The sequence below is a fragment of the Pseudomonas sp. CAM1A genome, from assembly GCF_047501685.1.
Lineage (GTDB): Bacteria > Pseudomonadota > Gammaproteobacteria > Pseudomonadales > Pseudomonadaceae > Aquipseudomonas.
Genome location: NZ_JBFNXP010000002.1, coordinates 758,687 through 773,980, shown reverse-complemented (window position 1 = coordinate 773,980; position 15,294 = coordinate 758,687). Strand labels below are relative to the sequence as shown.

The following is a 15,294-nucleotide window of genomic DNA, read 5'->3' as shown; positions in this document are numbered from 1 at the left end:
TCATACCCTGTGACGCAACGGGCCGACACGGCCTTTCTTCAGAATGACAGAGGTCTTCATGCGTCACATCATCCCAACCCAAATGAGCGCCATCGACATCACCCGGCCAGGCGGCCCCGAGGTCCTGCAGGTCGCCAGCCATGCCACGCCCCAGCCAGGCCCGCGCGAGGTGCTGGTGCAGGTGCATGCCGCCGGCGTCAACGGCCCAGACCTGTTGCAACGCAAGGGCCTGTACGACCCGCCCGCCGGCGCACCGGCCATTCCGGGCCTGGAGATCGCCGGCAAGGTCGTGGCCATCGGCGAACAAGTCCGCCACTTTGCCGTGGGTGACGCGGTGATCGCCCTGGTCCAGGGCGGCGGCTATGCCGAGTACGCCGTGGCCGACGAGCGCACCACCGCGCACCTGCCGGACAACCTGTCGATGGTCGAGGGCGCGGCCTTGCCGGAAACCTTCATGACCGTGTGGGTCAACCTGTTCCAGCGCGGCGGCTTCAAGGCCGGTGAAAGCGTGCTGATCCATGGTGGCGCGTCGGGCATCGGCACTACCGCGACGCAACTGGCCCGGGCCCTGGGCGCGGCGAAGATCTTCACCACGGTCAACGGCGCCGGGCAACAGGCCGCCAGCCTCGAACTGGGCGCCGACGTGGCCATCGACTACACCCGCGAGGACTTCGTCGAACAGGTCATGGCGCACACCGACAGCAAGGGCGTGGATGTGATCGTCGACATCATCGCCGGCGACTACGTGGCGCGGAACTTCAGGGCCGCCGCCATGGACGGGCGTATCGTGCAGATCGGCGTGGTCAAGGGCCCGGCCACCGAGGTCGACCTGTTCCCGCTGCTGACCAAGCGCCTGACCCATATCGGCTCGACCCTGCGCGCGCGCAGCGCCGACGACAAGGCGGCGATCCTCGGCGAGCTGCAGGCCAAGGCCTGGCCTCACGTACGCAGCGGCGCGGTCAAGCCGCTGATCCACGCCATCTTCCCGCTGGCGGCGGCCAGCCAGGCCCATGAACTGATGGAGTCGGGCCGGCATATCGGCAAGGTGGTACTGAACGTCGCGCACAAGGGCTGAGTCAGTCGAGCGCACCGCTGCCCAGTGCGATCCTGATCGCCTGGGCGGTGGTGCTCACTCCCAGGCGCCGGCGGGCGGCGCGCAAGTGGTTTTCCACGGTGCGCAGCGACAGGCCCAGGGTGGCGGCGATATCGGCCTGACGCTGCCCGGCGGCGGTCCAGGCCAGGACCTGGCGCTCACGCTCGGACAAGCGCCCCTGGCCGCTGGGCGCTTCCAGCAGCCGCCGAGCGCCCGCGAAGGCGGCCTGGGCCAGCAACGTCAGGGCCAGCCGTGCGGCAGGTGTCGCCACGACCTGCGCACCACCGAAACTCATGGCGCCTTCCAGGCCTGCGGGGCCGAACACCGGCACCTGCAAGCCGTGGATACCCGGCCCGCTTGGCGTTCGTACCACGCGGTAGCGCTCGTTGCCATCGTCCAGCCGCTTGCTCCAGAAGAACGGCTCGCGTGCCGCCAGCAGGTGACGGGTCACAGGGCAGTGGCGCACGTAGGTCTGGGCATCGACCGCCTGGCCATCGCCGAACCAGTCCCCCTCCACCCAATGGATGCGCTCGACCACCTCGTCCCGCGCAGCGCTGGCGCTGAACAGCACGAAGCGGTCATAGCCCAGCGGCCGGGCGACATTGCGCACGGCCGTCTGGATACCCGCCAGGTCGGTTGCCTGCGCGATCCGCTGGACGGCTTGCACCACCTGATCGAATGGCAGGTCCCTCATCCGCCGTTGACTGCCTTGAGCAACGCCGAGGCGGCCAGCTTGCCCAGCGCATTGCCGGCCAGCGGGCTGTCGCCGGTGAGCAGCTTGCGGTCCTGGTGGACGGCCCCGGAAATACCCTCGTTGATGATCTCGACGCCTTGGGCCTGCAGGCGTTCGCCGAACTTCCAGGTCAGGTGGCCGGGCATGTAGCCGATGTCCGGGGTCTTGGCATCCAGATCGTCTGGGAAGGCGCAGATCTTGTAGCCGTCGTAGAGCCTGCCGCCGGCCAGCAGCGCCGCCGGGCCGTGGCACAGGGTGATGACGAACTTGTCGTGGTCCGCCGCCCATTTCAGCACGCGCCCGACCTCTTCGCTTTCCGGCAAGCCGATCAGCGCGCCGTGCCCGCCCGGGATGAACACACCGATATAGTCCGAGTCCTCACCCAAGGCCTGCTCCAGCACATCGGCGAGCTTGCGTGGCTGCTTGAACGCCGGCTTGTAGCGATCGAACAGGCCCAGCACCTCGGTGTCCTCGCCGGGCATGGCCCAGTACTCGAACTTGACCGGGTTGCCCGACAAGGTCGCGACGTCGAAGGCGAAACCGGCCTTGTCCAGGTGGTACATCGGCAGCAGGGTTTCCACCGGGTGGTTGCCAGTGGAGAACAGCGTGCCGTTGTCGGTGAGCAGGTAGCGCTCGTCGGCACCGATCAGCAGGACCTTCCAGCGCCCGCCACGGTAGGCGTCGGGATAGTCGGCGCCGCTGAGGTCGGACTTGCGCGAGGTGAACTGGCTGAGGGAGTACGGCGAAGGGAAGAAGGCGTTGTCCTCGGCCGGGTCGGGGGTTGGGCGTTTGTCGTCGTTGGGGCTGGTCATGGTTGTGCTCCTGTGGCCTGGGGTAGGTAACCGGATCCATGCTAGGAGGCCGCCGGATGAGCGGCAATGAGGGTTTTCCCTCAACGGTGGCGTCGGTGACGGGGCGGCCCCAGGGCAGTCTAGCCGAGCGCCGAGGGCGTATCGACGTCGCGCAGCACACCGCTGTCCTGCAATTCCAGGAGCAAAACGCTGTTCGCATGCCGCCGCAGCACCGAACGCGCCCCTTCATCACCGGACAACTGGCCAAGCTCGGCCCAGTAATCCCGGCCGAACACCACCGGGTGGCCGTTCTGCCCCTGGTGTCGCGGCACCACGATGATCGAGGGCGCCGCCGAGGCGAGCAGACGACGGAAGGTCGCCGCCTGGATCCACGGCATGTCCCCGAGCAGGATCGCCACCGCCTGCGCCTCGCTGTCACCCAGCGACGCCGCGCCGGCCGCCAGGCTATGGCCCATGCCCAGGCCTGCCTCGGGGCTGTGGACGACCCGGCAGGCCGGCGGCAACCCAAGGTCCTCTGCCCGCTCGCCAGCGCGCAACACCACGCGCACCTCGTCGAACGCCGCCAGGGCGCGCTCGACGCTGTGCTGCAACAGGCTGCGCCCATCGGCCAGCAGGGCCCGGCGCTTGTCCGCGCCGAAGCGCGCGCCCTGCCCGGCCGCCAACACCAGGGCGACGACCTTCACAAGGCCTCGCGGGCGATGCCGCTGCGGGTCCGCAGGATATCGGCGAGCACCGCCAGGGCGATCTCCGCCGGCGTCTTGCTGCCCAGGTTCAGGCCGATCGGCGCATGGATGCGCGCCATGTCTGCATCACCGAGCTCGCCGATACGGCGCAGGCGCTCACGACGCTTTGCCGACGTGGCCTGTGAGCCCATCACACCGATGTAGAACGCTTCGGTACGCACCGCTTCGAGCATGGCCAGGTCATCGATCTTGGGGTCGTGGGTAAGCGCCACCACCGCGGTATCGCGATGGCAGCCGCCGTTGGCGATGAACAGCGAAGGCAGTTCACGGCGGATTTCTATCCCGTCGAGCACCACGTTGTCCATCACCTCGTCGCGAGGGTCGCACAGCACCACTTCGAAGCCCAGGCCCTTGCCGAATTCGGCGCAGAAATGCGCGACGCTGGAATAGCCCGCCAGCAACAGACGCTGGGCGGCGCCGATGCGCAGGCGCACGCAATGCTCGCCACGCTCCACCCGTGGCCCCTGGCCGAGGTCATCGCTCAGCCGCCGTTCACCGCTGCGCAGGTCAACCTCGCGCAACAGCCGCCGACGCCCGAGCAAGGCGCTCTCCAGCTCGGCGAGATGCGCCTGGGTGGCACAGTCGCCGGGCAGGTTCTCCACCAGCACGTCGAGAATGCCGCCGCACGGCAGGCGGATGTTGCCGCGGGTGTCGCTGCCGTCGCCGTAGCGCACCACGGCAACCGCCGTGGCGAACTCGCCGGCGGCGACGCGTTCGAGGAAGTCATCCTCGACACAGCCACCCGACAGCGATCCCACCCACTGCCCACCCTCGCTCACCGCCAGCAGCGAACCCGGCGCGCGCGGCGCCGAGCCATAGGTGCACAGCACGCTGCACAGCCACACGCGCAGGCCGTCGCGCGACCATTGCGCCGCCTGGCGCACCACCTGCAGGTCGAGATGCTGCACGGGTCAATCCGCCTTCAGCTGGGCCAGCTGCTGGGTGGTCAGGTCGCCCGGCAGGCCGCCCCAGGCTTCGCGCAGGTAGTTGACCATGTCGGTCAGCTGCTGGTCGTCGAGCTTGTCGGCAAAGCCCGGCATCGGCTGCATGCGCTCGAAGCCGGTGAACTGCTGTTCGCGGATGCCGTCGACGATGGCCTTGACCAGGTTGCGCGAGTCGGCCTGGCGCAGCACGGTGTTGCCCTGCATGGCCACGGCGATGTGCGGCTTGCCCTCGCCATCGCCGCCGTGGCAACCGGCGCAGACGTTGAGGTACTGCTGGCGGCCGCGCTTGGCGCTTTCGCCCAGGGTTTCATGGGCCACCGCCTGCACCACCTTGGCCGCCGGCGGCTGATCGCCCAGGAGGAACGTGGCCATGGCCGACAGGTCGCTGTCTTCAAGGTGCTGGGTGCTGTGGTGCACCACCGGGTACATCTCGTTGAACATGCTGCCCTGGGCACTGATACCGTGCTTGAGGAAGGTCGCCAGGTCGGCCTGGTTCCAGCCGCGGTCGGCCAGGTCCTGGGCCAGCAGGCTTGGCGCCAGGTAGCCCAGCAGCAGGCCGCCGGTCAGGCGCTTGTCCTGCTGCAGCGCGCCGATGAGATTGCGCGGGGTGTGGCACTCGCCGCAATGGCCGAGCACCTCGACCATGTACTGGCCACGCTTCCACGCCTCGCTGTTGCCCTTGCCCTCCTCCAGCTGCACGCTCTTGCCGTACAGCAGGTTCCAGCCCATCAGGCCGGTGCGCACATTGAACGGGAAGCTCAGGTTGGTTTCCGGCGCCGGCCGGTTGATTGGCGCCACACTCATCAGGTAGGCGTGGATCGCATCGGAATCCTCGCGCTTGATCAGGTGGTACGAGGTGTAGGGCATGGCCGGGTAGAGGTTGGCGCCGTCCTTGCGCTTGCCCTCGGTGAGGGCGGCGAAGAACTCGTCGCTGCTGTAGCTGCCGATGCCGTGCTGCTTGTCCGGGGTGATGTTGGTGCCGTAGATGGTGCCGAACGGCGAATGGATCGGCAGGCCGCCAGCATAGGGCGCGCCACCTTCGGCGGTGTGGCAGGCCATGCAGTCGGCGGCGCGGGCGAGGTATTCGCCGCGCTTGATCAATGCCTCGTCGGCCGCCTGGACGTTGCAGGCGACCAGCGCGCCAATGGCCAAGGCCAGGCTGCTCAGAACTCGCGTCATGCTCAACCCTCCTTGACCAGGCCGAGGTCGCCCAGCACGTCGCGGGTCGCCTCGTAGTAGCGCACGTAGCCGGTGCAGCGGCACACATGGTGGCCGAGGCTGGCTTCGATGGCATCCTCCAGCTCGCTCTTTTTCAGCGGCTTGCGCTGGGCTTTCTCCACCAGCACCGTGGCGGCGTTGACGAAGCCCGGCGCGCAGTAGCTGCACTGGAAGGCGAAGCGGTCGACGAACTTCTGCTGGATCGGGTTCAACTCGGTGGGGTTGCCGGCTTCGTCTAGCTTGGCGTGGCCTTCGATGGTGCGGACTTTCTTGCCCTCGAAATAGTGCGCGCCGGTGATGCAGGTGCGCACTTCCTCGCTGGTGCCGTCGGGGTTGTCGACGATCACCACGCAGGCGTGGCAGATGCCCTGCCCGCAGCCCAGGCGCGAGCCTGTGAGGTTCTGGTACTCGTGCAGGTAGTCGATCATCGCCAGGTCATCGGGGACCACTTCGGTGACGACAGGTTGACCGTTGAGGGTCAGTTGCAGCTTGCGGTCAGCCATTGAGGGCCTCCTTGACGCGGGCGGGGGTGATGGGCAGGTCGCGGACACGCTTGCCGATGGCATGGGCCACGGCATTGCCGATGGCGCCGACCACCGGGATCATCACCACCTCGGCGATGCCCTTGGACGGGTCGGTCGGCGACAGCGGCGGCAGGATCTCGGACGTCTGCTTCCACACCGCCACATGCTTGGCCATCGGCAGGCGATAACGGTTGAAGTTCCAGTCGCCCTCGCCCGGGCCACCCTCGTACAGCGGCATCTCTTCCAGCAACGCATGGCCAATGCCCATGGCGATACCGCCCTCGAGCTGGCCCTTGACCAGCTCGGGCACCAGCACCCGGCCGCACTCGACCCAGCTGTGGTGGTTGAGCACGCTGACCTCGCCGCTGCCCTTGTTCACCTTGACCTCGACGATGGTCGCCACCGGGCTGTAGTAGGTGACCATGGCGTTGTTCAGCTGGGTGGCCGGGTACTCGACGTTCTGCCGGTCGAGCAGGTGGAAGCCGGCGCTGTTCATCTGCGCCTTCTTCGCGTTCAGCGCACCGTCACCGTACTTCACCGCCAGGCCGTCGAGCGGCAGGCGCTCGCGCACACCGTCGATGACGAAGTCGGCCTCGGCCCAGCTCCAGCGGTTGAAACCGTGCACGCTGACGCCGGTGACCAGGCCCATCTCGTGGGCCTTCTTCGCAAGCGTGGCGAACGGGATCGGCTCCAGGCCGTTGCCGGTCAGCGCGCCGTTGACCCACACCGCGTTCTCGCGACGCACCACCAGCGGGTTGGCCTGGCCGCCGAACGGGCCCTGGCTCCACAAGGCCATGGCCGCCGGCCACAGGCCGTGGTTGAACAGTACCCGGGCCGCCTCGCGGGTAGCGTGGCTGAAGTAGAACGCCGAGTTGGTCGCCGACGACGGCGAAGCCAGCTTGGCGACCCAGCGCGGGTTGCGCAGCGCGGCGTCCTGCTCGGCCTGGCTGATCAGGTAGGGGTTGCCGCTGGTGCTCAGCTGCAGCTCAGGCCATTCGGTCTGGGCGGTCTGCACATGATCGGCGACGCGGCCGAGGAAGTCGCTGACCACCAGGGCCTGGGAGGTCGACATGCCGGTGCCCAGTTCGGTGCCGATATGGCGCAAGGTAATCTGGCCATCGGCAGTGAACTCGACCGCCGCCATCGGCGCTTCGGCGCCGGTGCCGAAGTCCTTCTGGGTGATGGCGAAGCCCACGCCGTACCAGTTGTCGTGGTCCTTGGCGTCTTCGGCCTGCTTGCGCGCGTGGCGGTTCTTCCACCAGTCGTGCTCGGCAGCCTTGTCGAGGATCTCGTGCAGGCGCAGGGCACCGGCGGGCACCGCGCCCTGGGTGTTCTTCATGCCCGACTTGAGCGCGTTCTTGCGGCGCAGCTCGATGGCATCCACGCCCAGGCGATCGGCAATCTCGTCGACCATCATCTCGGTGGCGGCCATGCTCTGCAGGGTGCCGTAGCCGCGCATGGAGCCGGCCTCGACACCGCGCGAGTGGTAGGCGGTGACCGACAGGTCGTTCTGCGGCATGTAGTAGATCGACTGCGCGGCGGTGGCGCCCACCGAGGCCACTGACGGGCTGTAGTTGATGCGCCCGCCGCCATCGACGGTCATGTCGGCGCGGAAGATCTTGAAGCTCAGGTCGTTCTTGTCCACTGCCAGCTGGTAGCGGATATCGAACGGGTGACGCTTGATGCCGCTCTGGAACTGCTCGTAGCGGTCGTTGGCCAGGCGGATCGGCACACCCGCGCCATACAGCGCGGCGACGGCGGCGTAGAACACGAAGATGTTGTTGTCCTTGGAGCCGTAGCCGACGGTGTAGCCCGGGTGCATGTTCAGGTGCTTCAGGCCGAAACGCGACGGCTTGATCATGTGCACGCACTCCTGCGCCACTTCGAACGGGCACTGGGTGGCGACGACGAAATGCAGGGTGCCGGTGGCCGGGTCGAACCAGCCGTTGCCGTTGTCCGGCTCGAGGGCGGCCGGCTCGATGGACGGGGTCTTGTAGCGCTCGTCGAACAGCAGCCACTCTTCCGGCAGCTGCTTGAGCTGCTCGTCGATACGCTGGGCGTAGAACATGCCCTGCTCGGTGAGGGTGCCGTGCTGCTTGGGCTCGGCGGTCCATACCGGCTTGCGCGCCAGGATGGTGGGGAACAGCATGGTGTTCTTCAGGCTCGAGTATTCGTCTTCGTCGAACGGCGTCTTGCCGGCCACGCGCACGAAACGGAAGCTGCCGTAAGGGTCGCGCTGGTACAGCGGGGCCTGGGCGCCGTAGCGGATCGCCTGGTCGTTGAACTGCAGCTTGAGCTTGGCCTTGCGGAAGCGCTCGAAGTCGTTCCAGATCAGGATCGCCACCGGGTGGCCGATGAACATCGGTACCTGGCCGGGTGGCAGCAACGGATCAGGCGAGTGCGCCTCGGGCCAGGCAATGCCGTCCTTCTTCAGGTCATCGGCGCTGACGACGCGGTCCGGCTGCAGCTCGGCGCCCAGCAGCGACAGGTCGTAGCCCGCGTAGATACGGTCGGCCTTGGTCGCCTTGAGCAGCATGGCGTGGCCTTGCTGCTGCGGCCAGCCAGGCATGTCCTTGGCACGGATGTCGCGGGCGAACACCTTGTTGCCGCAGACCTTGGACAGCGCGTCGTTACGCAAACGCACCTTGCCGTCGTGGTTCATCCACTTCTGCGCCGAGGTGGTGACCTTGCTCTCCATCAGGGCGGCGAATGCCTGGCTGCCGAGCGGCGCCATGGTCACGCCGACACCGGCGATCAGCCCGCCTTGCAGGAACGAACGCCGGGAAATATCACGGTTGGACATGGTTGATCCTCTGGGCAGCTCTTGGGTTGCCCATGCTTTTTCTGGTGCTTGAGAAACTGGAAGGGCGCGCACGATCACAAAAACTGACTACGAAGTCAAGTTAACCATCGTAGGGTGCTCCTGCAAGTCAAGCAGACAACTTGTCGCGGGGCGCCGCGAAGGGTCAATCCGGCAAGCGATAGCGCTCGGCGAAGTACTGGCGGAAGAACTCCACCGCCACCCGCACCTTGGCCGAGCCGGCCAACGGCGCGGTGTACACCGCCCAGATATCCGCCGCCTGCTGGTACTCGGGCAGCACCTGCACCAGGCGCCCGTCGGCGATGCTGTCATGCACGTCCCACCAGGAACGCAGCAGGATCCCCCGCCCGTCCAGGCACCACTGGTGCGCCACCTCGCCGTGGTTGCTGGAAAGCGCGCCGGTGACGCGCACGCTTTCCTCGCCCTGGGGGCCTTCCAGGTGCCACAGGCCGAACGGGTGGTCACGCTCCTTGATCACCAGGCAGTCATGGCTGGCCAGATCGGCCAGCACCCGCGGCGTGCCATGCGCGGCCAGGTAGCCAGGGGCGGCGCACAGCACCCGACGGTTGCGTGCCAGGGGCTTGGCGATCAGGTGCGGGGCGATGACATTGCCCACGCGGATGTCCAGGTCCACCCCTTCGGCGATCAGGTCCACCAGGCGGTCATGCACATCCAGGCGGATGTCCAGCCCAGGGTAGCGCGCTGCCAGCTCCGACAGCGCCGGCGCCACGAAGCGCCGACCCAGGCCCAGGCTGCTGGCGATGCGCAGTTGCCCTGCCGGCTCGCGCTGCCCGGCGTTGAGGTCGTCGTCCATGCGCCGCAGGGTTTCGAAGATCTGCTGCGCCCACTGGTAAACGCGCTCGCCCTCCTCGCTCACCGTCACCCGCCGGGTGGTGCGGTGCAGCAGGCGCACGCCAAGGCTTTCCTCCAGCAGGCGAATACGCTTGCTGATGAACGCCGCCGACATGCCGCGCTCATCCGCCACCGCAGCGAAGCTGGCGCGGCGGGCCACCTGCAGGAAGATGTCGAGGTCATCCAGGTTCGGCAGATTATTCACGTTTCGTGCACCAAGAATTGATGGATTGCCGGATTATCTCCGAAGCACAGCCTTATAGCATGACCGCATCTTCCCTGGACACGAGATGCGCCCCATGACCAAGACCTTCAAGATCGCCGCCATCCCCGGTGACGGCATCGGCAACGAAGTCCTCCCCGAAGGCCTGCGCGTGGTCGAGGCCGCTGCCCGCAAGCACGGCCTGGACCTTGAGTTCGAGTTCTTCGAATGGGCCAGCTGCGATTACTACCTGGCCCACGGCAAGATGATGCCCGACGACTGGTTCAACCAGCTCAAGGGCTTCGACGCCCTGTACTTCGGCGCCGTCGGCTGGCCCGACAAGGTCCCGGACCACATCTCGCTGTGGGGCTCCTTGCTCAAGTTCCGCCGCGACTTCGACCAGTACGTGAACATCCGCCCGGTGCGCCTGTTCCCCGGCGTGCCCTGCCCGCTGGCGAACAAGCAGCCCGGCGACATCGACTTCGTGGTGATCCGCGAGAACACCGAAGGCGAATACTCCTCCCTGGGCGGGCGCATGTTCGAAGGCACCGACAACGAGTTCGTGCTGCAGGAGTCGGTGTTCACCCGTCGCGGCGTGGACCGCATTCTCAAGTACGCCTTCGACGTGGCGCAGACCCGCGAGCGCAAGCACGTGACCTCGGCGACCAAGTCCAACGGCATGGCCGTGAGCATGCCCTACTGGGACGAGCGCACCGCCGCCATGGCCGCCCACTACCCCGAGATCAGCTGGGACAAGCAGCACATCGACATCCTCTGCGCCCGTTTCGTGCTGCAGCCGGAGCGTTTCGATGTGGTGGTGGCCTCCAACCTGTTCGGCGACATCCTCTCCGACCTCGGCCCGGCCTGCGCCGGCACCATCGGCATCGCGCCGTCGGCCAACCTCAACCCCGAACGCAAGTTCCCCTCGCTGTTCGAACCGGTGCATGGCTCGGCGCCGGACATCTACGGCAAGAACATCGCCAACCCGATCGCGATGATCTGGTCCGGCGCGCTGATGCTCGAGTTCCTCGGCCAGGAAAACAACGATGCTCGCTACCAGGCGGCCCACGACGACATCCTCAAGGCCATCGAGACCGTGATCGCCAACGGCGACACCACCCGCGACATGGGCGGCAGCCGTTCGACCCAGGAAGTGGGCAAAGCCATTGCCGAGTTGCTCGGCGCCTGATTCGGCGCAAGTCATCGCGGGGCAAGCCCGCTCCCACGGATAGAAGCGCGCCTTTGCGTGCGTGGGAGCGGGCTTGCCCCGCGATAGCGCCAGCCCAGCCCAATCATCCGGATTGTCCGACGATCCTATTGCCACCCACTTCGATTCAATGCAGAATCTGTCAACCAAAAGATACTTGTTATCTGTTAGTTAACAGAAAGGAAACACAGGACCTCGATACGGACTTCCCAACGCCTGACGCCTACTACAAAAAAAATGCTCCAGGAGACAATTGATGTCCCCCAATAACAAAAAGATCGACGTGTTCCTGATCGCCGTGAGCCTGTTGGCCGTGCTGCTCACCGTGATCGGCCTTGCCGCCTTCCCTGCCCAGGCCGAAAACCTGGCCAACCAGCTGTTCGAAGTGGCCACCCGCACCTTCGGCACCAGCGTCCAGGTACTGGTGTTCGGCAGTTCCCTGGCCGTGCTGTACCTGGCCTTCAGCAAATACGGCAACATCCGCCTGGGTGCCGGCAAGCCCGAGTATTCCACCACCACCTGGGTGTTCATGTTCATCTGCGCCGGCATGGGTTCCTCGACCCTGTACTGGGGCGTGATGGAATGGGCCTACTACTACCAGACCCCAGGCCTGAACATCGCGCCGATGTCGGCCAAGGCCCTGGAATACAGCGTCAGCTACTCGTTCTTCCACTGGGGCATCAGCGCCTGGTCGATCTACGCCCTGGCCTCGCTGGCCATGGCCTATCACTTCCATGTGCGCAAGAAGAGCGGCCTCAACCTGGCCTCGATCATCGAGGCAGTCACCGGCTTCAAGGCCACCGGCCCGGTCGGCCGCGCCGTCGACCTGATCTTCCTGCTGACCATGATGGGCGCGCTGACCGTGTCGCTGGCGCTCACCGCCTCGACCCTGACCCGCGGCCTTGCCGACCTGGCCGGCACCCCCAACACCTTCACTGTGCAACTGCTGGTGATCGGCGCGGTGGCGCTGCTGTTCTCGCTGAGTTCGTACATCGGCATCGACGGCGGCCTGCAGCGCCTGTCGAAGATGGTCTGCATCGGCGCACTGATATTCGCCGCCGTCGTGCTGCTGGTCGGTCCGACCCAGTTCACCCTGAACAACACCGCCAATTCCATCGGCCTGATGCTGCAGCACTACGTGCAGATGAGCTTGTTCACCGACCCCGCCGGCGACGGCGCCTTCACCCGCAACTGGACGGTGTTCTACTGGCTGTGGTGGGTGTCCTACGCCCCGGGCGTGGCCATGTTCGTCGCCCGCGTCTCGCGTGGCCGGCTGATCAAGGAAGTGGTGTTCGCCCTGCTGCTGGGCGGCAGCTTCGGTTGCTGGTTCTTCTTCGGCGCGCTGGAGAGCTACAGCATGCACCAGTTCATCAACGGCCAGATCGACGTGCCCAAGCTGCTCGGCACCCTCGGTGGCGAAGCCGCGGTGACCGACCTGCTGCTGGCCCTGCCCTGGGGCACGCTGTTCCTCGCCGCGTACCTGTTCATCATGGCGGTGTTCTGCGCCTCGCACATGGACGCCGCCGCCTACGCCGTGGCCGCCACCAGCACCCGCAACCTGCGCGAAGGTGAAGACCCAAGCCCCACCCTGCGCCTGTTCTGGTGCGTGGTGCTGACCCTGGTGCCACTGGCCATGCTGTTCGCCAAGGCCTCGCTGTCGACCATGAAGACCGCCGTGGTACTCACCGCGATCCCGTTCATGCTGATCTTGCTGGTGAAGATCTACGGATTCTTCAAGTGGCTGGTGGCCGACTACGGCCAGGTGCCGGCCTACCGCATCGAGGAAGAGGCCACCCGCCTGGCGGGTGAGGAACCGCAGCCGCAAGCGCCGCGTAGCGCTGCGGCGGTGCACTGAATTGAGATCGCAACCTGGGAGCGGCGCACCGTCGCTCCCACGGTCCGCAACAAATTTTTTTGCCCTGCTTGTTAACCAACAGATACGCGTTAACCAATAAGAACCGAGATAAAGCCATGAACGATTTCAAACGCCTGCCCTCCGACTTCTGCGCCAACCCCGAGGAAGCCTTCACCCTCCCGGCCAAGTTCTACACCCAGGCCGCCGTCTTCGAGCACGAGAAGGAAGCGATCTTCGCCCGCAGCTGGATCTGCGTCGGCCACCGCAGCGAAGTCGCCGAGAAGAACGCCTACATCACCCGCCAGGTGATCGGCGAGAGCATCATCGTCGTGCGTGGCCGCGACGATGTGCTGCGAGCCTTCTACAACGTCTGCCCGCACCGCGGCCACCAGCTGCTCGAAGGCAGCGGCAAGGCCAAGAACGTGATCACCTGCCCGTACCACGCCTGGACCTTCAAGCTCGACGGCGAGCTGGCCCATGCGCGCAACTGCGAGAACGTGGCCAACTTCGACAAGGACAATTCCACCCTGGTGCAGCTGCGCGTGGAGGAATACGCCGGCTTCATCTTCATCAACATGGACAACGACGCAGGCTCCGTCGAAGACCAGCTGCCGGGCATGCAAAAGCGCATGCGCGAAGCCTGCGCGGTGATCGACGACCTGCACCTGGCCGCGCGCTTCGTCAGCGACACACCGGCCAACTGGAAATCCATCGTCGACAACTACCTGGAGTGCTACCACTGCGCCCCGGCCCACCCCGGCTTCTCCGATTCGGTGGACGTCGGCCAGTACAGCCACAGCCTGCACGGCAACTGGACCTTGCAATACGGCCTGGCCAAGCCCTCGGAGCAGTCGTTCAGCTTCGACGAGTCGGTGAAAGACCCGTCCTTCGCCGGCTTCTGGGCCTGGCCGTGCACCATGTTCAACGTACCGCCAGGGGCCAACTTCATGACCGTGATCTACGAGTTCCCGGTCGATGCCGAGACCACCCTGCAGCACTACGACATCTACTTCCTCAACAAGGAACTCAGCGAGGAGCAGCACAAGCTCATCGACTGGTACCGCGAAGTATTCCGCCCCGAGGACCTGCGCCTGGTCGAGAGCGTGCAGAAAGGCCTGAAGTCGCGCGGCTACCGTGGCCAGGGCCGGATCATGGTCGATTCGCAGCGCAGCGGCGTCAGCGAGCACGGCATCGCCCACTTCCACAACCTGATCGCGGTCGCCCACCTGGACGACTGAACACACGCCAGCTCCCTGCCCCGCGCCAGGGCCTGGCGCGGGGCTTTGTTGTCGAGGTACGCCATGGCCAAGCAATACGAGATGTTCAAGGTGCGCGTGACCGGCGTGGAACAGGCCACGCCGCAGATCAAGCGCTTCACCCTGGCCCGCGCCGACGGCGCCGCCCTGCCCGCCTTCAGCGGCGGCAGCCACGTGATCGTGCAGATGCAGTCGGCCTGCGGCAGCCAGTTCAGCAATGCCTACTCGCTGATGAGCGACCCGCGCCAGTTGCACAGCTACCAGATCGGCGTGCGGCTCGAGGAGCAGTCCAAGGGCGGTTCGGCGTTCATGCACAACCAGGTCGCGGTGGGCAGCGAGCTGACCATCTCCACCCCCAACAACCTGTTCGCCCTGGACGCCGATGCCGGGCGCCATGTGCTGATCGCCGGCGGCATCGGCATTACCCCGTTCCTGGCGCAGTTGCACGAGCTGGAAGGTGGCGCCACCCCCTACGAGCTGCACTACGCCTTCCGCGCCCCGGAACACGGCGCCTTCCAGGGCGACCTGGAGCAAGGCCCGCATGCCGGCAACACGCGGTTCTACATCGACAGCCTGGACCGCAAGCTCGACCTCGCCGCGCTGTGCGCGGGCCTGGCCGATGATGCCCACCTCTATGTGTGCGGGCCCAAGCCGCTGATCGACGCGGTGATCGCCACCGCCGCTGCCGCGGGCATCGCCGAATCGCGGGTGCACTGGGAACAGTTCGCCGCCGCCGCGCCGGCCACAGGTGCGGCCTTCACCGTGGTGCTGGCCCGGTCGGGCACCGAACTGCACGTCGAGCAAGGCATGACCATCCTCCAGGCCATCGAGAAGTCCAAGGCCGCGAAGGTCGAGTGCCTGTGCCGCGAAGGCGTGTGCGGCACCTGCGAGACCGCGATCCTCGAAGGCGAGGCCGAGCATTTCGACCAGTACCTGAGCGACGAGGAGAAAGCCTCGCAACAAACCATGATGCTGTGTGTCTCGCGGGCGCGCTCGGCGAGGTTGGTGCTGGATCTCTGAGCCTCGGCGGCGGA

At 66.4% G+C, this 15,294-nt stretch carries 13 protein-coding genes; 5 read left to right on the top strand and 8 right to left on the bottom strand.

Annotated elements, in window-relative coordinates:
• The first annotated feature begins 82 nt into the window (after positions 1-82).
• Positions 83-1,075 (top strand): NAD(P)H-quinone oxidoreductase, encoded by a 993-nt coding sequence (locus tag ABZO33_RS07300; RefSeq protein WP_414535684.1) that lies wholly within the window; start codon positions 83-85, stop codon positions 1,073-1,075.
• Position 1,076: 1 nt separating this feature from the next.
• On the opposite strand, the gene ABZO33_RS07295 is transcribed toward ABZO33_RS07300, so the two are convergent.
• The 8 genes from ABZO33_RS07295 to ABZO33_RS07260 form a co-directional block, all read right to left on the bottom strand.
• A complete protein-coding gene (locus tag ABZO33_RS07295) occupies positions 1,077-1,787 on the bottom strand; it encodes a PA1136 family autoinducer-binding transcriptional regulator (protein WP_414535459.1) in 711 nt (236 codons plus the stop codon).
• On the bottom strand, positions 1,784-2,638 hold the full coding sequence (gene hchA / locus ABZO33_RS07290; RefSeq protein WP_414535458.1) for a glyoxalase III HchA: 855 nt from the start codon (positions 2,636-2,638) through the stop codon (positions 1,784-1,786). Before hchA ends, ABZO33_RS07295 begins: the two co-directional genes overlap by 4 nt.
• A gap of 119 nt (positions 2,639-2,757) precedes the next feature.
• The gene (locus tag ABZO33_RS07285; protein WP_414535457.1) at positions 2,758-3,321 is read right to left on the bottom strand and encodes a nucleotidyltransferase family protein; all 564 of its coding nucleotides are present in this window, start codon (positions 3,319-3,321) and stop codon (positions 2,758-2,760) included.
• Positions 3,318-4,289, bottom strand: a complete 972-nt coding sequence (locus tag ABZO33_RS07280) for an XdhC family protein (protein ID WP_414535456.1) — start codon at positions 4,287-4,289, stop codon at positions 3,318-3,320. Before ABZO33_RS07280 ends, ABZO33_RS07285 begins: the two co-directional genes overlap by 4 nt.
• 3 nt (positions 4,290-4,292) lie before the next feature.
• Positions 4,293-5,504 carry a c-type cytochrome gene (locus ABZO33_RS07275; protein ID WP_414535455.1) on the bottom strand — a complete coding sequence of 404 codons (1,212 nt, stop codon included), beginning with the start codon at positions 5,502-5,504 and terminating at the stop codon, positions 4,293-4,295.
• A 2-nt stretch (positions 5,505-5,506) separates the two neighbouring features.
• A complete protein-coding gene (locus ABZO33_RS07270) occupies positions 5,507-6,046 on the bottom strand; it encodes a (2Fe-2S)-binding protein (RefSeq protein WP_414535454.1) in 540 nt (179 codons plus the stop codon).
• On the bottom strand, positions 6,039-8,870 hold the full coding sequence (locus ABZO33_RS07265; RefSeq protein WP_414535453.1) for a xanthine dehydrogenase family protein molybdopterin-binding subunit: 2,832 nt from the start codon (positions 8,868-8,870) through the stop codon (positions 6,039-6,041). Before ABZO33_RS07265 ends, ABZO33_RS07270 begins: the two co-directional genes overlap by 8 nt.
• 163 nt (positions 8,871-9,033) lie before the next feature.
• On the bottom strand, positions 9,034-9,945 hold the full coding sequence (locus tag ABZO33_RS07260) for a LysR substrate-binding domain-containing protein (protein ID WP_414535452.1): 912 nt from the start codon (positions 9,943-9,945) through the stop codon (positions 9,034-9,036).
• 94 nt (positions 9,946-10,039) lie between these two features.
• Between ABZO33_RS07260 and ABZO33_RS07255 the strand changes: the two genes are divergently transcribed.
• The 4 genes from ABZO33_RS07255 to ABZO33_RS07240 all read left to right on the top strand — a co-directional run bounded on the left by ABZO33_RS07255 (position 10,040) and on the right by ABZO33_RS07240 (position 15,280).
• Positions 10,040-11,131 (top strand): tartrate dehydrogenase, encoded by a 1,092-nt coding sequence (locus ABZO33_RS07255; protein ID WP_414535451.1) that lies wholly within the window; start codon positions 10,040-10,042, stop codon positions 11,129-11,131.
• Positions 11,132-11,405: 274 nt separating this feature from the next.
• A complete protein-coding gene (locus ABZO33_RS07250) occupies positions 11,406-13,004 on the top strand; it encodes a BCCT family transporter (RefSeq protein WP_414535450.1) in 1,599 nt (532 codons plus the stop codon).
• Between the two features lie 116 nt (positions 13,005-13,120).
• Positions 13,121-14,242, top strand: coding sequence for an aromatic ring-hydroxylating oxygenase subunit alpha (locus ABZO33_RS07245; protein ID WP_414535449.1), 1,122 nt, complete (start codon positions 13,121-13,123; stop codon positions 14,240-14,242).
• Positions 14,243-14,305: 63 nt separating this feature from the next.
• A complete protein-coding gene (locus ABZO33_RS07240) occupies positions 14,306-15,280 on the top strand; it encodes a PDR/VanB family oxidoreductase (RefSeq protein ID WP_414535448.1) in 975 nt (324 codons plus the stop codon).
• Positions 15,281-15,294 lie beyond the last annotated feature (14 nt).